Source organism: Pseudomonas sp. GZD-222 (assembly GCF_049310525.1).
Classification (GTDB): domain Bacteria; phylum Pseudomonadota; class Gammaproteobacteria; order Pseudomonadales; family Pseudomonadaceae; genus Aquipseudomonas.
Map to the genome: position 1 here is coordinate 23,727 of NZ_JBMOWO010000024.1, position 19,975 is coordinate 43,701.

14 protein-coding genes are annotated in these 19,975 nt (G+C 60.2%); 7 read left to right on the forward strand and 7 right to left on the reverse strand.

Annotation, left to right across the window (positions count from 1 at the left end):
* Position 1 precedes the first annotated feature (1 nt).
* The 4 genes from leuA to ACO6VD_RS04675 all read right to left on the reverse strand — a co-directional run bounded on the left by leuA (position 2) and on the right by ACO6VD_RS04675 (position 5,193).
* Positions 2 to 1,675, reverse strand: a complete 1,674-nt coding sequence (gene leuA, locus ACO6VD_RS04660) for a 2-isopropylmalate synthase (protein WP_422417346.1) — start codon at positions 1,673 to 1,675, stop codon at positions 2 to 4.
* Positions 1,676 to 1,987: 312 nt separating this feature from the next.
* The gene (locus ACO6VD_RS04665; RefSeq protein ID WP_400173882.1) at positions 1,988 to 2,812 is read right to left on the reverse strand and encodes a peptidoglycan DD-metalloendopeptidase family protein; all 825 of its coding nucleotides are present in this window, start codon (positions 2,810 to 2,812) and stop codon (positions 1,988 to 1,990) included.
* 3 nt (positions 2,813 to 2,815) lie between these two features.
* Positions 2,816 to 4,195, reverse strand: a complete 1,380-nt coding sequence (gene xseA, locus ACO6VD_RS04670; protein ID WP_400173883.1) for an exodeoxyribonuclease VII large subunit — start codon at positions 4,193 to 4,195, stop codon at positions 2,816 to 2,818.
* Positions 4,196 to 4,248: 53 nt separating this feature from the next.
* Entirely contained in the window at positions 4,249 to 5,193 is a 945-nt protein-coding gene (locus ACO6VD_RS04675; protein ID WP_422417348.1) for a LysR family transcriptional regulator, read from the reverse strand.
* A gap of 102 nt (positions 5,194 to 5,295) precedes the next feature.
* On the opposite strand from ACO6VD_RS04675, the gene ACO6VD_RS04680 reads away from it, so the two are divergent.
* From ACO6VD_RS04680 to guaA, 4 genes are all read left to right on the forward strand, one after another.
* Positions 5,296 to 6,078 carry a sulfite exporter TauE/SafE family protein gene (locus tag ACO6VD_RS04680; RefSeq protein ID WP_422417350.1) on the forward strand — a complete coding sequence of 261 codons (783 nt, stop codon included), beginning with the start codon at positions 5,296 to 5,298 and terminating at the stop codon, positions 6,076 to 6,078.
* An 18-nt stretch (positions 6,079 to 6,096) separates the two neighbouring features.
* The gene (locus ACO6VD_RS04685; protein WP_400173886.1) at positions 6,097 to 6,654 is read left to right on the forward strand and encodes a sugar ABC transporter ATPase; all 558 of its coding nucleotides are present in this window, start codon (positions 6,097 to 6,099) and stop codon (positions 6,652 to 6,654) included.
* Between the two features lie 85 nt (positions 6,655 to 6,739).
* Positions 6,740 to 8,209: an IMP dehydrogenase gene (gene guaB, locus ACO6VD_RS04690; RefSeq protein ID WP_400173887.1), complete on the forward strand. Its 1,470-nt coding sequence runs from the start codon at positions 6,740 to 6,742 to the stop codon at positions 8,207 to 8,209.
* A gap of 79 nt (positions 8,210 to 8,288) precedes the next feature.
* The gene (gene guaA / locus ACO6VD_RS04695; protein WP_422417352.1) at positions 8,289 to 9,866 is read left to right on the forward strand and encodes a glutamine-hydrolyzing GMP synthase; all 1,578 of its coding nucleotides are present in this window, start codon (positions 8,289 to 8,291) and stop codon (positions 9,864 to 9,866) included.
* A gap of 232 nt (positions 9,867 to 10,098) precedes the next feature.
* Here guaA and ACO6VD_RS04700 read toward each other — a convergent pair whose 3' ends face one another.
* Positions 10,099 to 10,584: an ester cyclase gene (locus tag ACO6VD_RS04700; protein ID WP_422417354.1), complete on the reverse strand. Its 486-nt coding sequence runs from the start codon at positions 10,582 to 10,584 to the stop codon at positions 10,099 to 10,101.
* 210 nt (positions 10,585 to 10,794) lie between these two features.
* Here ACO6VD_RS04700 and ACO6VD_RS04705 point away from each other — a divergent pair, with 210 nt between their 5' ends.
* Complete coding sequence (locus ACO6VD_RS04705) at positions 10,795 to 13,422, forward strand: dermonecrotic toxin domain-containing protein (RefSeq protein ID WP_422417356.1); 2,628 nt, start codon at positions 10,795 to 10,797, stop codon at positions 13,420 to 13,422.
* A 64-nt stretch (positions 13,423 to 13,486) separates the two neighbouring features.
* On the opposite strand, the gene ACO6VD_RS04710 is transcribed toward ACO6VD_RS04705, so the two are convergent.
* Positions 13,487 to 16,180: a dermonecrotic toxin domain-containing protein gene (locus tag ACO6VD_RS04710; protein WP_422417358.1), complete on the reverse strand. Its 2,694-nt coding sequence runs from the start codon at positions 16,178 to 16,180 to the stop codon at positions 13,487 to 13,489.
* Positions 16,181 to 16,396: 216 nt separating this feature from the next.
* On the opposite strand from ACO6VD_RS04710, the gene ACO6VD_RS04715 reads away from it, so the two are divergent.
* A complete protein-coding gene (locus ACO6VD_RS04715; RefSeq protein WP_422417360.1) occupies positions 16,397 to 17,776 on the forward strand; it encodes a multicopper oxidase family protein in 1,380 nt (459 codons plus the stop codon).
* Positions 17,776 to 18,258: a tRNA adenosine(34) deaminase TadA gene (tadA, locus tag ACO6VD_RS04720; protein ID WP_422417362.1), complete on the forward strand. Its 483-nt coding sequence runs from the start codon at positions 17,776 to 17,778 to the stop codon at positions 18,256 to 18,258. Before ACO6VD_RS04715 ends, tadA begins: the two co-directional genes overlap by 1 nt.
* Positions 18,259 to 18,399: 141 nt before the next feature.
* Here the strand turns inward: tadA and mltF are convergent, their stop codons facing one another.
* Positions 18,400 to 19,860: a membrane-bound lytic murein transglycosylase MltF gene (gene mltF / locus ACO6VD_RS04725; protein WP_422417386.1), complete on the reverse strand. Its 1,461-nt coding sequence runs from the start codon at positions 19,858 to 19,860 to the stop codon at positions 18,400 to 18,402.
* Positions 19,861 to 19,975 lie beyond the last annotated feature (115 nt).

Here is a 19,975-nt window from a genome sequence, read left to right on the forward strand (position 1 = left end):
CTTACGCCGCTTTCGCTGCCTGCTGGCTCAAGGAGCGGTTCAGCGCACTGAACAGTGCCTTGAAGCTGGCGGTGGTGATGTTTTCATCGATACCCACGCCATGAACCGGGCGTCCACCGGCAACACGCAGTTCGATATAGGCTGCGGCTTTGGCGTTGGTGCCCGCACCGATGGCGTGCTCGTTGTAGTCCATGATCTCCACGGCCACCGGCAAACCGGCCACCAGGGCTTCCAGGGCGCCATTGCCCTTGCCGCGCCAGTGCAGGGTGGTTTCACCTTCGCTGGACACTTCAACTTCGACCTTGCTGTTGCCGTTCTCTTCCTGCAAGCGATGGCTGACCAGCGCGTACGGCGCGTTGGCTTGCAAGTACTCGCGATGCAGCAAGTTGTAGATCTGCTGGGCAGACATTTCCAGGCCCAGGCGATCGGTTTCACCCTGTACCACCTGGCTGAACTCGATCTGCATGCGGCGCGGCAGGCTGATGCCGTATTCCTGTTCGAGCAGGTAGGTGATACCGCCTTTGCCCGACTGGCTGTTGACGCGGATCACCGCCTCGTAGCTGCGGCCGATGTCGGCCGGGTCGATCGGCAGGTACGGCACTTCCCACTTGGCGTCGTCTTTCTGCTGGGTGAAGCCCTTGCGGATAGCGTCCTGGTGCGAGCCGGAGAAGGCGGTGTGAACCAGGTCACCGACATACGGATGACGTGGGTGCACCGGAATCTGGTTGCACTCCTCGACCACCTTGCGCACGCCATCGATGTCGGAGAAGTCCAGCTGTGGGTCCAGGCCCTGGGTGTAGAGGTTCAAGGCCAGGGTCACCAGGTCGACGTTACCGGTACGCTCGCCGTTGCCGAACAGGCAGCCTTCGACGCGGTCGGCGCCGGCCATCAGGCCCAATTCGGTGGCGGCGACGCCGGTACCACGGTCGTTGTGGGTGTGCAGGCTGATGATCACGCTGTCGCGACGGTTGACGTTGCGGCCAAACCACTCGATCTGGTCGGCGTAGATGTTCGGCGTCGAGACTTCGACGGTGGCCGGCAGGTTGAGGATGATTTTGTTGCTCGGCGTCGGGTTCCACACCTCGATCACCGCATCACAGACTTCCTTGGCGAACTCAAGCTCGGTGGCACTGAAGGTCTCGGGCGAGTACTGGAAGGTCCACTGGGTTTCCGGTTGCTGGGCGGCGTATTTGACGAACAATTTGGCCGCATTCACCGCGATGTCTTTCACGCCTTGCTTGTCCTGGTTGAAGACGATGCGGCGGAACGACGGGCTGGTGGCGTTGTACAGGTGGACGATGGCCTTTTTCGCACCGCGCAGCGATTCGAAGGTACGGGCGATCAAGTCTTCACGGGCCTGGGTCAGCACCTGAATGGTGGTGTCGTCAGGAATGTGGCCATCTTCGATCAGGGTGCGAACGAAGTCGAAATCGGTTTGCGAAGCCGACGGGAACGAGGCTTCGATCTCTTTCACGCCAACGCTGACCAGGGTCTTCCAGAAACGCAGCTTCTTCACCGCATCCATAGGCTCGATCAACGACTGGTTGCCATCACGCAGGTCGGAGCTGCACCAGATTGGCGTCTGGGTGATGGTCTTCGATGGCCAGGTACGGTCAGGCAAGTTGACGGTAGGGAAGGCGCTGTATTTTTTCGAAGGGTCTTTGAGCATGGTCATGAAAAGCAATCCTTAGTGTGCGGCCTGGAAAGGTGGCCTGCCGAACGAAAACGAGATGAAAAGGCGAGGCGACGCGATTCAGCTTGGTAGTCGTGCACTGACCAGGCAGAGGCTGCGATGTTGACGAAGCAGAATGAGGGTCTGAAAGGTTTTCATGGCTTCAACCCTACCCAGTGGGGTTAAAGATGGCAAGCCTTGAGAGAAAATTGATAGAAATGCTTAAAAAGTAAGATTTGTCGATATTTTATAGCGCGCCACAAATGAAAAGACCGCGCCAGTTGCGCGGTCTTTTTGATTGGCGCAAGCGAAGCGTCAGGGTTGGAACGCCCCGATGAAAATTGCCGGATCCACCCGCGCATCGTTGAGGCTGACGTTCCAGTGCATGTGCGGGCCGGTGGCGCGGCCGGTTGCGCCGACCCGGCCAACGATCGCGCCGCGGCTGAGTTGCTGGCCGGGTTTGACGTCGATTTTCGACATGTGACAGAACATGCTGATAAAGCCCTGGCCATGGTCGACGAAGACTGTGTTGCCGTTGAAGAAGTAGTTGCCGATCAGAATCACCTTGCCGTTGGCCGGGGTCTTGATCGGGGTGCCGGCCGGTACAGCGAAATCCAGCCCGGCGTGGGGATTGCGTTCTTCACCGTTGAAGAAACGGCGCACGCCGAACTTGCTCGACAGCGGGCCGTTGACCGGCTTGTCGAGGATCAGGTTGCTCGGCAGGGTCGGGCTGAAACTGCGGTAGGCCTTGATCTGTTCGGCAAGCTCGGCATCGATGCGCTTGAGGTCGGCCGGGTCGGGGTTGACCTGGCGCTTGTTCTTCAAGGTGATGCGTTGCTCCGGATATTTCTTGCTGCCGACATTGAAGGTGAGCGTGCGCGTGCCCTGGGTGAGCTGCGCCTGGCCGGGCTTTTGCGTCAGCGGCAGGCCGACGATGGCCAGCCAGTTGTCCTGCTCCCTGACCACCAGTACCGGTTTACCGTCGAAGCGGGCGTTGGGGGCCTGAGCCGCAGGGCCGAGATTGACGACCGCGACGCCACCGGGTACCGGTTTGTTCAGTTGGCGGGTGATGTAGCTGGCCTGGGCGCTGCTGGCGAACATCAGGCACAGCAACAACAACGGGGCAAACAGACGAGGCATGGTTCAGTCCAGTAATGAAAGCGTGACCGGAGTCAGGTGATTGTCTTCGACCCGCACGAGCAACTCGCCTTCGCCCAGGCGTGCAGTCAGGCGCTGGCCATTGTGGGTCTGGGCCGCGCTGCGAACAGCCTGGCCGCGTTCGTCGAGGAGAATGCTGTAGCCGCGCCCCAGGGTGGCCAAAGGGCTGACCACCTGCAGGGTTTGCACTTGGGCTTGCAGGCGCTGGCGACGGTCTTTGAGGGTTTCACGCATGGCCCGTGGCAAGCGCTCGGCCAGGCTGTCCAGGCGCTGCTTGAGCAGGGCCAGGGTGCGTCCCGGGTGCTGCGCCGCCAGGCGTGTGTCGAGACGCGCCAGGCGTTCGCGGCGCTGGTTCAGGCGTTGTTCGAAGGCGCGGCGCAGGCGCATGTCGAGGTCGTCCAGGCGCTGAGCTTGCTGGCGCAGACGCTCGCCAGGGTGACGCAGGCGCCGGGTCAGGCTGTCCAGGCGCAGACGGTCATGCATCAAGCGGCTCTGCATACGCAGCAGCAGGCGGCGCTTGAGGCTGTCGATGCGCCGTTGCAGGTCGCTGCTGTCCGGTGCCAGCAGTTCGGCGGCTGCCGAGGGCGTGGGGGCGCGCACGTCCGCGACAAAGTCACTGATCGAGACGTCGGTTTCATGCCCGACAGCGCTGACAATCGGGGTTACACAGGCAGCGATAGCCCGCGCTACGGCTTCTTCGTTGAAGCACCAGAGGTCTTCCAGCGAACCACCGCCACGGGCCAGGATCAGCGCGTCGAAGCCGCGGCTGTCGGCCAGTTGCAGGGCACGAACGATCTGGTTGATCGCTTCGCGGCCTTGTACCGCGGTCGGGATCAGGGTCAGCTCGACCTGTGGAGCACGGCGGCGGAACACGCTGATGATGTCGCGGATCACCGCGCCGGTGGGCGAGCTGATAATACCGATGCGTTGCGGATGGGCGGGCAGGGCTACTTTGTTCTCGGCGCTGAACAGGCCTTCGGCGCCGAGCTTTTCCTTGAGTGCTTCGAATGCCAGGCGCAATGCACCATCGCCGGCAGGTTCGACCGTGTCGAGGATAAGCTGATAGTCACCGCGACCTTCGAACAGCGAAACCTTGCCGCGTACCTTCACCGCCAGGCCATCGCGCAGCGCCTGGCGAACGCGCACAGCGTTCTGCCGGAACAATGCGCAGCGCACCTGGGCACCGCTGTCCTTGAGGGTGAAATAGACATGGCCGGAAGCCGGGCGGGCGAGGTTGGAGATCTCGCCTTCGACCCAGACATTGCGGAACACGTCCTCGAGCAGCACCCGGGCGCGGCCGTTGAGCTGGCTGACGGTCAGGACTTCGCGGTCCAGGCCGAGTCTTTCGAAGGGGTCTTTGATCATGGGCTGCATCATAAAGGATTGTGGTGTCGGGATGGCAGTGGGGCGGCGAGTCTTCATTCGCGGGGCAAGCCCGCTCCCACAGGGGCTCCGCACACGGTGGGAGCGGGCTTGCCCCGCGATGAGGTCATATGATCGACAAATTGCCACACCAAAGCCCCGGCATCCTGGCGATAGGCCAAAGCCACTGTACTGCTGCACCCTTCATCCGTCAGGGCAATGAAGCGCAGTGAAGGCGGGGCAATCTCCTGCATGCACTGCGGCAGCAACGCCACACCAAAGCCTGCCTGGATCAACTGTAACTGCGTTGTCTTGCGCGACACCACCCGTGCAGCTTTCGGAAAGAACCCTGCCCCCATGCACAGTTCGGCAGACAGGTAACTCAAGCCGCCACGCTGGCGATGGGGGATGGAAATAAAGGCCTCATTGCGCAGCTGCGCCAGACAAACGCTGGTTTCCCTGGCCAACGGATGATCGTCGGCGACCGCCAGCAACAAGGGCTCTTCAAACAGTGGTTGCACACAAAGGCCTTCATGCTGGCGCAGCACTGGCAAGCGCAGCAGGCCGATTTCCAGGCGATCTTCCGCCAGCTCTGCAAGCTGGGCCTCGGAAGACTGCTGGGCGATTTCCATGGAGATGCCCGGATGCTCATGCAGATAGCCACTGAGTCGGGTCAACAGCTGTCCGGTCAACGGCACGGTACTCGAATGACTCAGGCGCAGACTGCCACGTACGCCCTGGCCGACCTCCCGGGCCAGGCGTTGGGCTTTTTCCAGGTCCACCAGCAGAGTGCGGGCTCTGGGAAGGAAGGCCAGGCCCGCCGCGGTAAGGCGTGGCTGGCGAGCGGTGCGTTCGAACAGCAAGGTCTCAAGCTGCGCCTCCAGCTCCTTGATCTGCCGGCTCAAGGCCGACTGGGCAATGAACAGGCGTTCGGCGGCACCGCTGAAACTGCCGCATTCGGCGATTTCGACGAAGTATCGCAACTGACGGGTGGAGATCATGATTGATATGCCGTTTCGAGATGACTAGTGGCGTAATTGCATATTAGTCGGCATGGCTTGGTGCTGGCTAAAGTTTCCACACCTCCACTGTTGGCGACCGCCATGCTCTCGACTCTGTTTGCCCAGATACCCTTCACCGACTTCGACTGGCTGCCGATCCTGCTCGGCATCGGCGCCGCCTATATCGTCTTCGGCATCGCCGGCTTCGGCACGGCGCTGGTGGCGGGACCTGTACTGATCAACTTCATGCCACTATCGCGGATCATCCCGTTGCTGGTGTTGCTGGATTTTGTCGCCGCTTTCGGCAACTGGCTGCCGGCGCGCAAGGCCGTGGCCCGTGCGGAACTGCTGCGCCTGCTGCCGTGCATGGCACTGGGCTGCACCCTCGGCGTGGTGTTTCTGCTCAACCTCAAATCCGACCTGTTGTTGCTGTTGATGGGCCTGTTTATCAGCGCCTATGCCTTGTATAGCCTGGCGGTAAAGATCAGGCCGGCACAGCTCTCGGCCGCCTGGTCGGTACCGATGGGAACCGTGGGCGGACTGTTCGGTGCCTTGTTCGGCAGCGGCGGCTTCCTCTATGCCATTTATCTCAATGCCCGGCTGCCGTCCAAGGAACAGGCGCGGGCGACCCAAAGCGCGCTGATCAGTTGCAGCACCGTGGTGCGCCTGAGCCTGTTCCTGTTCGCTGGCGTGTACGCCGACCTGCCGCTGTTATTGCTGGCGCTGTGCTTGCTGCCGATGATGGTGATCGGGCTGTACCTGGGCCGGCGCCTGACCCTGAACATGTCGCGGGAGACCTTCGTGCGTCTGGTCACCTGGCTGGTGCTGGCCAGCGGCATTGCCCTGATCGGTCGCTACCTGAGTGAGGTAAACTGGCAGCTTTGAGCATGTTTGGCTGCCGTCATGATTACCCAGAGCATCATTGTCCCGAAGATCTCCACCGTTCCTGTGCATGAGCCGCGTGCGCGGGCGATCCTGCGCTGGCTGGTGCGCGAGAAGGTCATCGAGGAGCAGCTCAGCACTTGTGGGCGCACCGGCAACCGCATGGCCTACGCCATCGCCGAAGGCGCGCGTAAAGTGGTCGAGCGCCCGCACCTGTTGCCGTATGGCAAGGCGGTGAACGGCCTGGAAGTCATCACCAAACGTTGCATCTATACCCCGACCCGGGGTTTTCTCGAAGAAGCGGGCTGCGCCGAATGCCGCAAGGAAGTGGGGGTGGAGCTGTTCGCCAGCCTGGAAGAGTGGATGCCCAACCAGAGCGACAACTTCACCTGTCCACGCTGTGGCCATGAAGACGACATCAACGGCTTCCTGTTCCTGCAACCGTGCGCGTTTTCCAACCTTGGATTCATTTTCAACGACTGGGCGGCGGCCGGCTTCAAGGCTTCCTTTATCGCCGACTTTGCCGACTGGCTGGACCAGCCGGTGGCGGTGGTACAGGTCGAGTTGGACGACAACTGACCGAAGGCCCATCTTTGCATTGAGTGAAGGGCTCTGGATGAGTATAATGGCGCGCTTCCATTTTTCCCGCCCGGGAGCCCCCGCGATGCTGCGTATCAGCCAAGAAGCCCTGACCTTCGACGACATTCTCCTAGTACCTGGTTACTCAGAGGTGCTACCTAACGAAGTCAGTCTCAAGACCCGTTTGACCCGTGGCATCGAGCTGAATATTCCGTTGGTTTCCGCCGCCATGGATACCGTGACCGAAGCCCGCCTGGCCATTGCCATGGCCCAGGAAGGCGGCATCGGCATCATCCACAAGAACATGACCATCGAGCAGCAAGCTGCCGAAGTGCGCAAGGTCAAGAAGTTCGAGGCCGGCGTGGTCAAGGACCCGATCACTATCGAAGCCGATGCTACCGTGCGTGACCTGTTCGAACTGACCCGCCTGAACAACATCTCCGGCGTGCCGGTGCTGCACGATGGCGACCTGGTCGGCATCGTCACCTCCCGCGATATTCGTTTCGAAAGCCGTCTGGATGCCACCGTCCGTGAAGTGATGACGCCGAAAGAGCGTCTGGTCACTGTCAAGGAAGGCGCCGACAAGAACGAAGCGCGCGAGCTGCTGCACAAGCACCGCATCGAGCGCGTGCTGATCGTCGACGACAAGTTCGCCCTCAAAGGCATGATGACCGTCAACGACATCGAGAAGGCCAAGGCCTACCCGCTGGCGAGCAAGGACGACCAGGGTCGTCTGCGTGTTGGCGCTGCCGTCGGTACCGGTAAAGACACCGGTGATCGCGTTTCCGCACTGGTCGCTGCCGGCGTTGACGTGGTGGTGGTCGACACCGCTCACGGTCACTCCAAAGGCGTGATCGATCGCGTTCGCTGGGTAAAAGAGAACTTCCCGCAAGTTCAGGTCATCGGTGGCAACATCGCTACCGGCGCTGCTGCAAAGGCTCTGGCCGAAGCCGGCGCTGACGCAGTCAAGGTCGGTATCGGCCCTGGCTCGATCTGCACCACCCGTATCGTCGCCGGTGTCGGTGTGCCGCAAATCAGCGCCATCGCCAATGTTGCCGCTGCCCTTGAAGGCACCGGTATCCCGCTGATCGCCGATGGCGGTATCCGCTTCTCCGGTGACCTGTCCAAGGCCATCGTTGCCGGTGCTTCGGCGGTGATGATGGGCTCGATGTTCGCCGGTACTGAAGAAGCGCCGGGCGAGATCGAACTGTTCCAGGGTCGTTCCTACAAGGCTTACCGCGGCATGGGCTCGCTGGGCGCCATGTCCCAGGCCCAGGGTTCCTCGGATCGTTACTTCCAGGACTCCTCGGCCGGCGCCGAGAAGCTGGTACCGGAAGGTATCGAAGGTCGTGTGCCGTACAAGGGTACCCTGACCGCGATCATCCACCAGCTGATGGGTGGCCTGCGTTCCTCGATGGGTTACACCGGCAGCGCCAACATCGAAGAAATGCGTACCAAGCCTGAGTTCGTGCGCATCACCGGTGCCGGCATGGCCGAGTCCCACGTGCATGACGTACAGATCACCAAAGAAGCGCCAAACTACCGCGTAGGTTGATGCTTCTGGCAACACTTGCAAGCGGGGCTGTTTTCGACAGCCCCGCGTCGTTTCCGATTTCCACTGACGAGATTGAGTCATGGCCCTCGACATTCACGCTCACCGCATCCTGATCCTCGACTTCGGTTCCCAGTACACCCAGCTGATCGCCCGCCGCGTGCGCGAGATCGGTGTGTACTGCGAACTGCACCCGTTCGACATGGACGACGAAGCGATTCGCGAATTCGCTCCGCGCGGTATCATCCTGGCCGGCGGCCCCGAGTCCGTGCATGAAGCCAACAGCCCGCGCGCGCCACAGGCCGTCTGGGACCTGGGTGTGCCGGTATTCGGCATTTGCTACGGCATGCAGACCATGGCCGAGCAGTTGGGCGGCAAGGTTGAAGGTTCCGAGCTGCGCGAATTCGGTTATGCCCGCGTTGACGTAGTCGGCAAGAGCCGCCTGCTCGATGGCATCGAAGACCACGTCGATGCTGACGGCGTACTCGGCCTGGACGTATGGATGAGCCACGGTGACAAGGTCACCCGCATCCCGGAAGAATTCCACATCCTCGCCAGCACCCCGAGCTGCCCGATCGCCGGCATGGCCGACGACACCCGTGGCTACTACGGCGTGCAGTTCCACCCGGAAGTGACCCATACCAAGCAGGGCGGTCGCATCCTCTCGCGCTTCATCCTCGACGTCTGCGGCTGCGAAGCCCTGTGGACGCCGTCGAAAATCGCCGAAGACGCGATTGCCCAGGTGCGTGCCCAGGTCGGTAGCGACAACGTCCTGCTCGGCCTTTCCGGCGGCGTTGATTCCTCGGTGGTTGCCGCCTTGCTGCACAAGGCTATCGGCGACCAGCTGACTTGCGTCTTCGTTGATAACGGCCTGCTGCGTCTGCACGAAGGTGAGCAAGTGATGGCCATGTTCGCCGAGAACATGGGCGTCAAGGTGATCCGCGCCAACGCCGAAGATCAGTTCCTGAACAATCTGGCTGGCGAAGCGGACCCTGAGAAGAAGCGCAAGATCATTGGTCGTACCTTCATCGACGTATTCGATGCCGAGTCGAACAAGCTTGAGAACATCAAGTACCTGGCTCAGGGCACCATCTACCCGGACGTGATCGAGTCGGCTGGCGCCAAGAGCGGCAAAGCCCACGTGATCAAGTCGCACCACAACGTCGGTGGCCTGCCGGAAGAGATGAACCTCAAGCTGGTCGAGCCGCTGCGCGAGCTGTTCAAGGACGAGGTCCGTCGCCTCGGTCTGGAACTCGGCCTGCCGTACGACATGGTCTACCGTCACCCATTCCCGGGCCCGGGCCTGGGTGTGCGTATCCTCGGTGAAGTGAAGAAAGAGTACGCCGACCTGCTGCGTCGTGCTGACCACATCTTCATCGAAGAGCTGCGCAAGGCCGACTGGTACCACAAGGTCAGCCAGGCATTCGTGGTGTTCCAGCCGGTGAAATCGGTCGGTGTGGTTGGTGATGGCCGCCGTTACGCCTGGGTCGTGGCCCTGCGTGCGGTAGAAACCATCGACTTCATGACCGCACGTTGGGCGCACCTGCCTTACGAGCTGCTGGAGACGGTCAGCGGCCGGATCATCAACGAGATCGAAGGCATCTCGCGCGTCACCTACGACGTCTCGAGCAAGCCGCCGGCAACGATCGAGTGGGAGTGATCGGGCGTCTGCTCCCATAGGTGGGAGCAACTGTCTTAACCAGCCTCCACGGTGGGAGCGGGGGGGGGGGGGGGGGGGGGGGGGGGGGGGAGAGGGGGTGGGGGGGGGAGAGTAGAGGGCCCCCCCAATACGCACCCGCTCCCCCCCCCCCCCCCCCCCCCCCCCCACCCCCCCCCCCCCCCCCCCCCCCCCGCTCCCACCGTGGAGGCTGTTTTGCGACTGCCGGTTGCAATTACCAACCCAGCTGTTTGTTGAACGACAACGCATCGTAATAGTCATGCTGCGAGGCGATCTTGCCATCCTTGAGCTTGATGAAGCTGACACCCTTGAAGGACAAGGGCTTGTTGGTTGCAGGTGTATCCGGCGCCCAGGCACCGGTGTTGTGCCCATCGAACTGCCACTCGAAGGCGATGTTGTCACCGTCGATGATCGGCTGGCCAAGCATTTGCCATTTCAAGTCAGGCACCGCGTCGATAAAGAGCTTGATGACTTCGACCTTGGCGGTTTCCCTACCGACCTTGGGCACCCCTACGGACGCATCCAGAAACTCCCCGTCTTCGGCAAAATACTGTGCCGCTGCATCAGAGTCGTGTTTGTTCCAGGCGCTCATGTAGGCATTGATGACCTCCAGGGTCTGCTGTTTTTCCGCCGCAACCGTGAACTGCGCAAACAACAGCAAGGTCAGGAGACTGGCGAAGCGAAGTGATATCCGCGGCATGGTATTTCCTCTTCGATTATTGCTGTTGTTGGAGAGACGGAAATCAGTGGTGCCCAGGCATGCCCAGATAATTGTAGAAGCTTTCGCTTTGGTGGTTGCGGTTCGGCATCTTCGCGAGGTTTTCCCGCAGGTGGGGCGCTATAGCCATTCGAGGCCTCTTTTTGGCCTGTGGTAACTATCTAACGCCGGGTCTGAACGCAGACTTGCAAAGTGTGCCTCTTTCAAACTGGAGGCTATCGAATGACCCAACCACCCCTGTCCACGATCTTGCATGATGAGCTCTTGGCAATTGCCCAGAGGGTCGTGCAAGCCTTCCCTGATCTGCGCGCTGAAGCTCGTCAGGCAGCAATCGATCTGCTCAACGTCGAGGGTCTCCCCTGTACAGACCCGGATCAAATCTATTGGCATCGTTTCAGCGAGGCGGCCAGTAGCAGCAGAACCTTCACCGGTTGGGAGCATTTCAGTGCGCCGCAACAATCCCTGACCTTGACCGAGTTGGTGATGCGACGGTTTCGCGTCAGTGATCAGGACAATGCCGATCTGCTGTCCTTGTACGGTGGCTTCTACACCGCCGGACCTGAGGCGGGCAGGTTCGATGAAAGCAATGAAGTACGCCTGGTTCCTGAGCATGTCCTCAAGGCATTCTGGCAACTCGACTTCGGTGCTGCCTTCCAGCGCCGTGCTGCGACGTTCTGGAAGGATTACGGCGATGAAGTGCGTACGCTGGCCAAGCTCAACTACCTGTCTGAAGCCTTGCACGCGGGCTTGAGTGGGCAACTGGACGAGTATCAGTTGAAACTGGTGTTCGACGCGGTCGGCTTCGACAGTGTTGTTGCCCCGCAGTTGCAGCACTTCGAACAGTTGCACTCGCCGCCCCCCGGCATTCAGATTGCGACTTTGAGCCTGGGTGGGCAAACCTCCTCGGATATCATCTGGCTCAAGGGGCCAGGTGATCAGCAGGTGCTCTACTTGCCGGGGTCGATGCCCTCGTTCCAAGGCTTCGGCAGTGAGCGGGAGGTCGTTGACTGGCTGTTTGGCTGGCTGCAGGTGAGCTTGAGTCAAGAGCACCTGCTGGCTCACTTTACGGCTGAGTCGGAGCGTTTGCAGGCGTTGCGTGGCCAGTTTCAGGGTTGGTCGCTCGGCACTGTCGAGCAGTTTGCCGCTCAGGTTCAGCGTGCACCGATAACGGGCGAGCTGTTCACCTGGATGCGCGACAGTGCCAAGCAGCGTATGGATAGTGAAACCGACGCCGTGTTGCGCACTAACAGCGAACTGCGCGTTCAGTTGTGGATCGGCTACCTGGCGGTGGCGGGGCGGTTGTTCGGCTACATGGCGCCTGTGGGCTGGCCAATGGTGCTGCTGGCGATGGCGGTGGGAGTCGCCAGTCTGGCGCTGAATATCGAGCAGGCGGTTGACGGCGATAACAAAGAAGAGCGCCATGCTGCTGTGCTGGGTGCGATTGGGGCGGGTGTCGAGTTACTGCTCAACTTGCCATTCCTGCTGCCATTGGGCCGCAGTTTTGAACCGAATCTGGATGACTTCGAGGCTAACGAGATCGTCAATGAGCCATCTGATCCGGACGGGCCCTGGCAAGGCATCAGTACGCTTGCCAATGGTAGGCAGTACGCCGAGATTGCCGGGGTGTCGTATCGGGTTCGCTACGATCAGACCGTGGGCACCTGGATGATTGTCCCGGAACACAATCCGTACAGCTTTACCGGCGGGATCCCGATCCGCCTTGATGAGGCAGGGCAGTGGGGCGTCTTTGAGGCAGCCTGTCTGCGTGGAGGCGGGCAGTGTTTGGGGGGGATGAGGCCTGAACCGGCGGTTGAGCTCATTGATTACTCGCCATTTGAAACCGTAGCAGGTAGCTACGAAACTCCAGCGCATGCCCGTCCTGCGATGCGCGAGCTGATCAGTGTTCGCAACCAGCGGATGATTTCGGGAGATTTTTACGACCCTCAATCGCCGCTGAATGATATCTGTGAAAGCCTGGAGCGAACTCGCCAGCTACTGCAGGAAGATGCTAGTAGTTTTTTTGCCGGTGCACCATTGCAGCCCGGCCTCAGGATCGTTGCCCCGGCGCCATCGCTTAGCCCGCAACGCGCGTTCATACAGTTGTTCGATGAGTACCAGGGGCTGGTGGTGGGTGAGTCGCACGGATCCATCGCCAGCAAGCGCTGGTTGATGAACAATTTCAGGCCGCTGTATGACAAAGGTGTGCGCACACTTTACTTCGAGCACCTGATGACCGACATGCATCAGGCCGATCTGGATCTTTTCAGCCGCACGGGGCAAATGAGTCGACACCTGGAAACGTACCTCAGACAACTGGATGAGGGGCACTTCACCGATCCGGCAGGTCAATCCACTTTTCTGGAGCTGGTCAGAAAGGCTCGGGCTAATCGTATCCAGGTACAGGCGATCGATTGTGTCGCGAGTTATCGACTCGATGGCCTGGATGCGGTGCACTGGGGGGATCCACTGCGGCAGAAAATGATGAATTTTTACGCCCATCGAGTCATTACAGCCAAGCAAGCTGCGCATCCTGCTGATAAATGGATAGCCCTTGTTGGCAACACGCACAGTAACTTCTACAAGCGTGTACCAGGGGTGGCAGAGCTGCAGGGCGTGCCTGGTTTGCGCATCGTCGATGCCGGGCCTGGGCAAGCAAGTGGAATCACCCTGGATCCGGGTGAGTACTTCCTGCCGAGCATGGGTAACCCCGATGGTATCGTGCAAGCTGACCTGCGTCTGGCGCTTCAGACCAGATATCAGCCGGTCGAATATCTGGACCCCGCCACTGCACCGCCTGGGGTGATTCGGCCGAGGGGTTAATGAGCAACAAGGGCACCTGCTGGTGCCCTTGTTGCATAGGGTGTTCAGATTGGTGTGTACGGCGCTACATCCAAGGACGCGAAATGGCTACTTGTAGAAGCAGGTCATTCCTGACGAATAACGCATCGCCTTCCACCTCGTCCCAAAGGCCGGGATCGGCGCCAATGCCGCCCACCTGGCCTATTTCGATGTCTTCGATCCGCAAGCCGATGGCGCCTTGCAACTCGCTCAAGCCAGGTGCGCCGCCAAAGGTGTTGGCGTGAGAGTTACCTACCAGGGCAACCCATCGTCCTGCTCCACGCTGTGCCTGGTCGGCCGCAATGATTCGGTGAGCAAAGAAATTCATCATCTCCTGGCGGATGATTGGCGAAGGCTTCACGTACCAGACTTGACGGTAAGAGGCCATACAGTCGATGGCTTGTAGGCGTATGTTTTGCTTGTGTGCCTCATAGAGTACTTTTTTCAGCGTGTAGGGCGTTGGTTTGCCGAGTGTGGCCATGTAGTCATGATTCTCGACATAGGCTTTCAGCTCGGCTGGCATCGTTCCGGTCTGATTGAACAGGTCCATATCGGCTTGCTGGAAATCTGTCATGAAGTGTTCCACGTAGAGCACATCAACACCCTGTTTCTTGAGCTGGCGCAGATTGTTTATCAGGAACTGCTTGGCGCTTTGCTGGGTATGGGATTCGCCGATTACGAGCCCGTTACTCTGTTCGTACAGGCTGCGCAGTATTTCTTTGGCGCTGGCAGTGTGGGGAATTTCCGGTATCGATGGGCGTGGAGGTTGTACGAATGAAGAGAAGTATTGTTGTGCATCAGCGGCCAATTGGTCGCGCAGTTGCCGATAGTAGTTATAGGGGGCTCCATTATGGGGATCGCTCAGTGCCAGATTCTGTCTACCGTTAGCGGCAGGCTTCAATGCTTCGCGCTCTGATTCCGGTACTTCATAAGGGCCAGGTTCCAATGGCGGTAAGGCAGGTCTTGGCGCCAGTCTGCCCCAGGCCTTGAGTAGAAACCGAGGTGTTCCCCCTTTGAGGCCGAGGGGTTCCAGCAATCGCCAGTTGCCTGCGTCGTCCATGCCAATTGCAATGGTGCGAGTAAACGAATAGGGGGTGTCCGGATCGATGATGACCCAGGTCTTCAACTCAGCAACGTAGCGGACCTGGTAGGTTTCCTCGCCGACCATGGCGTACTGCTTGCCATCTTGAACAAAAATGCCCTGGAATCGACCGCCATCCGGCGCGTTCCTGAGAATTTCGTTGCTTTCCAGTGATTCCAGTAACGGCGCCAATTCGCTTTGGCGAAACGATGTGGGGACCCAGGCTTCGATCTCGGCGAGCGTGGCGGGTTCTAGCTCGTCGCTCGCCAGTTGCTGCTCTTCGGCTGGTTCATGGCGGCTACCACTGCCTTCTGCGGTTTCGTCGATCTCGGCCAGTTCCTCGATCTCAGTGCTGGCATTTACACCGCTGGCACGGAACAGCGTTGCGTTGAACAGGGTATTGATTCCGGCCAGGATGGCTCCTGTTACGCCCGCCTGGCGTTCGGCTGTGGTGTGACCATTGATTGCCTGATTGATGTTCAAGCCGGTTTCGGCCAGGCCAGCGCCCACGACGGCCAAAGCCACCGGCCAATCAACCGCCGCCATGGGGCCGAAGACTTTGCCCACTGCTGCCAGGTAGCCGATCCAGAGTTGTTTACGCAGGTCCGTGTTGGAGCGCAGGGCAAAATGGGCGTCGTCGATCATGCGCTGACGTGCAGCATCGCGAAGGTGGCGGAAGGCATCGTCGTGCACTGTATTGTCCAGCGTGTTGAGCCCCTTTGGGGTCGTACTGTGCCACTGCGACCTGATGATCTCGAGCAGGTGCTCGAGGTCCACGTTGGGGTCGCTCTCGCCATGGCTGCTGAGTGGGAAGTGGCTCATGAAACGTGCCCGATCTTGTGCTATGCGAGTGCGTGCCAGGACCCACGAATAGACTTCCCGGTCGTTGGTGAATAGTTGCAGTGCATCGACTTCGCCGGGGATATAGAGCAATTGGCAGCCATCATCCATCACTACTCTGAAAATATCGCTGGCAATATGGCCGCCGATATCGAAGGAGCACAGGCGAAATCCTTGGGGCGGGGTGATCATGCGCTGCAACTGTCGCAAGGTTGGAGGCCAGGTCAGCTTGCCGCTCAAGGCTTCAGCGACCTGGCGAGCGCGCTTGGCCAGCGCACTGTTGCCCTTCTGGGCAGATACCTCCAGAACGTGGGCGAGAAACGTGGATTTGGCCAGGATGCGGTAGGCGTCTGCGTAGTGGGACCAGAAACTATCAAGGCGCTGGTGGAAATCCTTGCTGAAATCGATCTCCCAAAAGTGCTGAAGAACCTCACCGGGTGCCAGTGGGATTTCATTGTGCTCGTCGTAAGACTCCTGACCGGGTCCGTCGCTGTAGAAACCGGTGTAGAGGGCAAGCTGGTCGGCATTGTCCTGTTCGTCGGCACTGAAACGATGCATGACCAGTTGCGGCAAGGTCAGTGATTGGTATGGGGGACTGTAATGCTGCCAGCCGCTGAAAGTACGCGGACTGCTGGAGCCTGAATGGAAACGGTGAAAGTAGACATGGTCAGGGTCGTGGCCCGCAAGGTTGTGCCGGGTTAGCAGGTCCTTCGCGATATCGCGGGCCAGTTGGCGAATGTCTGGGCAGTGTGTGCTTACCTGGGTTGCCATCAGCCTCAGGTCTTCAAGGTCGCTGTTGTGCTGCGTGGTCACAAGCATGAGCGTGCTCCTAATGATGGGGGAGCGGCGCAGGGTGAGGGAGGTGATCTGCAAACAGGTGGTAATTAGTGCTGCGCAGGTGCGACATCATGCGCAGGCGATAGCGCAAGACTTAACTTAATCTTTCGCAATTGCAGGTGTATCGTATTCGCCCTTCATCGTCGGCACCTGACAGGTGCGGGCATGTTGTTCCTGGCATTACGAGGTACCTGCTGCATGTCCTTTACCCGGCGACAAATACTCGGTGGCCTGACCGGCCTGGTGGCAATCGGCCTGGGCGCCGGTGGTGCATCCCGCTACTGGCTGGGGCGCAGCGACCCGAATGCCGGGCACGACTACGAGTTGATTGCCGCACCGCTGGATGTGGAGCTGGTTTCTGGCCACAAGACCGAAGCCTGGGCTTTCGGCCCGTCGGCGCCAGGTACCGAATTGCGGGTGCGTCAGGGCGAGTGGCTGCGGGTGCGTTTCATCAACCACCTGCCAGTCGCCACGACCATTCACTGGCACGGTATCCGCTTGCCGCTGGAGATGGACGGGGTACCCTACGTCTCGCAACTGCCGGTGTTGCCGGGCGAGTATTTCGATTACAAGTTCCGAGTACCGGATGCCGGTAGCTACTGGTATCACCCCCATGTGAACAGTTCCGAAGAGCTTGGCAAAGGTTTGGTCGGTCCGCTGATTGTCGAGGAGCGCGAGCCTACCGGGTTCAAGCATGAACGCACCCTGAGCCTGAAAAACTGGCACGTGGACGAGCAGGGCGCCTACCTGCCGTTCAGTATCCCCCGCGAAGCTGCCCGTGGCGGTACGGCTGGGCGCCTGATCACGATCAATGGCCAGGCCAATGCTGTCGTCGACATGCCCGAGGGGCAGATTGTGCGGGTGCGTCTGCTCAATCTGGACAACACGCTGACCTATCGCATCAACCTCAAGGGTAACTTCGAGGCGCGGATCTACGCCCTCGATGGCAACCCGATCACCCCGCGGCCGTTGGGCAAGGATTACTGGCTGGGTCCTGGAATGCGCATTTGCCTGGCAATCAAGATGCCGCCTGCCGGTGAAGAGCTGTCGTTGCGCGACGGCTCGGTACGCCTGGGAACCCTGCGTTCGGTCGCCAGCAGCGAAGCGCCTGGAGAGTGGCCGGCTGCGCTGCCAGCCAATCCGATTGCCGAACCGGACCTGGCCAATGCCGAGAAGCTCAACTTCAATTTCGAATGGGTCGGTTCGGTCTCGGTAAACACCGAGAACGGCAAGCCGCCGAGCCTGTGGCAGATCAATGGCAAGGCCTGGGACATCACCGACAAAACCTGTGCCGACCGGCCGATTGCCACCTTGAAGAAGGGCAAGAGCTACATTTTCGAGCTCAAGAACATGACCCAGTACCAGCACCCGATCCACCTGCATGGCATGAGCTTCAAAGTGCTCAGTTCGAACCGGCGCAAGTTCCAGGAGCAGTACTTCACCGACACTTACCTGTTGGGCAAGAACGAGAGCGCGCAAGTGGCGTTGGTGGCCGATAACCCAGGGACCTGGATGTTCCATTGCCATGTGATCGACCATATGGAAACCGGTCTGATGGCCGCGATCGAGGTGGCCTGATGCGTCAGCCGCATATCATTGATCGCAGCCGCGACCAGGAATTCATGCGCCAGGCGCTGGAGCTGGCAGCGCAGGGCGCGGCCATGGGCGAAGTGCCGGTGGGGGCCGTGCTGGTGCAGCATGGTCAGGTCATTGGCCGTGGCTTCAACTGTCCGATCAGTGGCAGCGATCCTAGTGCCCATGCCGAAATGGTCGCCATCCGTGCTGCGGCCCAGGCTGCGAGCAATTACCGCCTGCCTGGCAGCACCCTGTACGTGACGCTGGAGCCCTGCAGCATGTGCGCCGGGCTCATCGTCCATTCACGCGTTGCCCGCGTGGTGTACGGCGCGCTGGAGCCCAAGGCGGGCATCGTGCAGAGTCAGGGACAGTTTTTTACCCAGGGTTTTCTCAACCATCGGGTGTTGTTCGAGGGCGGGGTGCTGGCCGAGGAGTGCGGGACAATCCTTTCCGAATTCTTCAAGGCGCGTCGGGCCAAGGCCTGAGTTGTCTATCGCGGGGCAAGCCCGCTCCCGCAAAATTTGGGGGGGGGGGGGTGTTCCCCGCCAGACCTTCCAGAGTTGTGGGGCAGGGACCACCCCTGTCATGGGGTTTGGGGAGGGGGGGTCCTCCCCCCGCGATGCATTTCAGAGCGGCGGAGAGGGCTCAGTCGGTTTGGTCTTGTCGACGCCCGGTACATGCAGGTTACCGTCTGCCACCTGGCTGCCTTCCAGCTGTGGCTGGGTTACCCAGGTGAGAATGTCGTAGTAACGCCGGATGTTGGCCACGAAGTGCACCGGTTCGCCGCCGCGGGCATAGCCGTAGCGGGTCTTGCTGTACCACTGTTTCTGCGACAGGCGCGGTAGCATCTTCTTCACATCCAGCCACTTGTTCGGGTTCAGCCCCTCACGTTTGGCCAGTTTGCGAGCATCGTCCAGGTGCCCGCCGCCGACGTTGTAGGCCGCCAGGGCAAACCAGGTGCGGTCCGGTTCCTGAATGCTGTCATCAAGCTGTTCTTTTACGTGCATGAAGTACTTGGCCCCGCCACGAATGCTCTGCACCGGATCCAGCCGGTTAGACACCCCCATGGCCTGGGCGGTGCGCTGGGTCAGCATCATCAGCCCGCGTACGCCGGTCTTGGAGGTGACTTCAGCCTGCCACATCGACTCCTGGTAGCCGATGGCTGCCAGCAGCCGCCAGTCAACCTGTTCTTTCTTGGCCGACGCCTTGAAGTGCTTTTCATAGCGTGGCAAACGTTGCTGAAGGTGCTGGGCGAAAGTGTAGGCACCGACATAGCCGAGTACATCGACATGGCCGTAGTAGCGGTCTTTCAGACGTTGCAAGGTGCCATTCTTCTGCACCTTGTCGAGAAATTCGTTGATCTCGTTGAGCAGGCTGTTGTCGTCGCCGGCAGCCACGGCCCAACGCTGGTCACGGGAGTCGCCCAGGTCGAAAGCCACCCGCACATTGGGAAAGTAAACCTGGTTCATCGCCAGCTCGTTGGAGTCGACCAGGGTCAGATCGATCTGACCTTCATCGACCATGCGCAGTAAGTCGACCACTTCTACAGCGTCAGACTCTTCGTATTCGAGTGCCGGATACTGCTTTTTCAATTCCGCCAGCTGTTCGGCATGGGTACTGCCCTTGAGCACCATGATTTTCTTGCCGACCAGGGCGTTGGCATCGGTCGGCCGCGAACGGCCGTTGCGATAGATGACCTGTGGCGTCACTTCCAGGTAGGGATGGGAAAAGCGTACCTGTGCTTTGCGCTGCTCGCTGCTGACCAGGCCAGCGGCCGCCACTACCGGCCCGGAGGGCTTGCCGAGCTGTTCGTAGAGCTCGTCGAGGTTGTCGGCCGTCTCGATTTTCAGCTCTACCCCGAGGTCATCGGCAAAACGTTTGACCAGCTCGTACTCGAAGCCGGTTTCACCGTTGCGGTCCTCAAAGTAGGTGGCAGGGCTGTTGCGGGTAATCACGCGCAGGACACCGTCCTCCTTGACGCGCTCCAGGGTGCTGGGTTTTTCAACACAGGCACCGAGCATCAGGAAGAGTCCGGTTGCGATGAGCCATCTGGCGCAGCGCTGGCGCAAAGCAGTTTGGGCGAACATAGGTTGCAGTATACGCAAAGGACTGGTCCCGCCATATCTCGACAACGGTTTGCTTGTCTGCTAGCGCACTTTGCGCTAGGCAAAGCATGATGACAGGAAGGGGGCGGTTTTTTGA

Coding starts and splice junctions, on each gene's coding strand:
- tadA (WP_422417362.1), top strand. CDS start 17,776: ATGCGTCAGCCGCATATCATTGATCGCAGCCGCGACCAGGAATTCATG.
- leuA (WP_422417346.1), bottom strand. CDS start 1,675: ATGACCATGCTCAAAGACCCTTCGAAAAAATACAGCGCCTTCCCTACC.
- mltF (WP_422417386.1), bottom strand. CDS start 19,860: ATGTTCGCCCAAACTGCTTTGCGCCAGCGCTGCGCCAGATGGCTCATC.
- guaA (WP_422417352.1), top strand. CDS start 8,289: ATGGCCCTCGACATTCACGCTCACCGCATCCTGATCCTCGACTTCGGT.
- ACO6VD_RS04680 (WP_422417350.1), top strand. CDS start 5,296: ATGCTCTCGACTCTGTTTGCCCAGATACCCTTCACCGACTTCGACTGG.
- ACO6VD_RS04675 (WP_422417348.1), bottom strand. CDS start 5,193: ATGATCTCCACCCGTCAGTTGCGATACTTCGTCGAAATCGCCGAATGC.
- ACO6VD_RS04710 (WP_422417358.1), bottom strand. CDS start 16,180: ATGCTTGTGACCACGCAGCACAACAGCGACCTTGAAGACCTGAGGCTG.
- xseA (WP_400173883.1), bottom strand. CDS start 4,195: ATGATCAAAGACCCCTTCGAAAGACTCGGCCTGGACCGCGAAGTCCTG.
- guaB (WP_400173887.1), top strand. CDS start 6,740: ATGCTGCGTATCAGCCAAGAAGCCCTGACCTTCGACGACATTCTCCTA.
- ACO6VD_RS04665 (WP_400173882.1), bottom strand. CDS start 2,812: ATGCCTCGTCTGTTTGCCCCGTTGTTGTTGCTGTGCCTGATGTTCGCC.
- ACO6VD_RS04715 (WP_422417360.1), top strand. CDS start 16,397: ATGTCCTTTACCCGGCGACAAATACTCGGTGGCCTGACCGGCCTGGTG.
- ACO6VD_RS04685 (WP_400173886.1), top strand. CDS start 6,097: ATGATTACCCAGAGCATCATTGTCCCGAAGATCTCCACCGTTCCTGTG.
- ACO6VD_RS04700 (WP_422417354.1), bottom strand. CDS start 10,584: ATGCCGCGGATATCACTTCGCTTCGCCAGTCTCCTGACCTTGCTGTTG.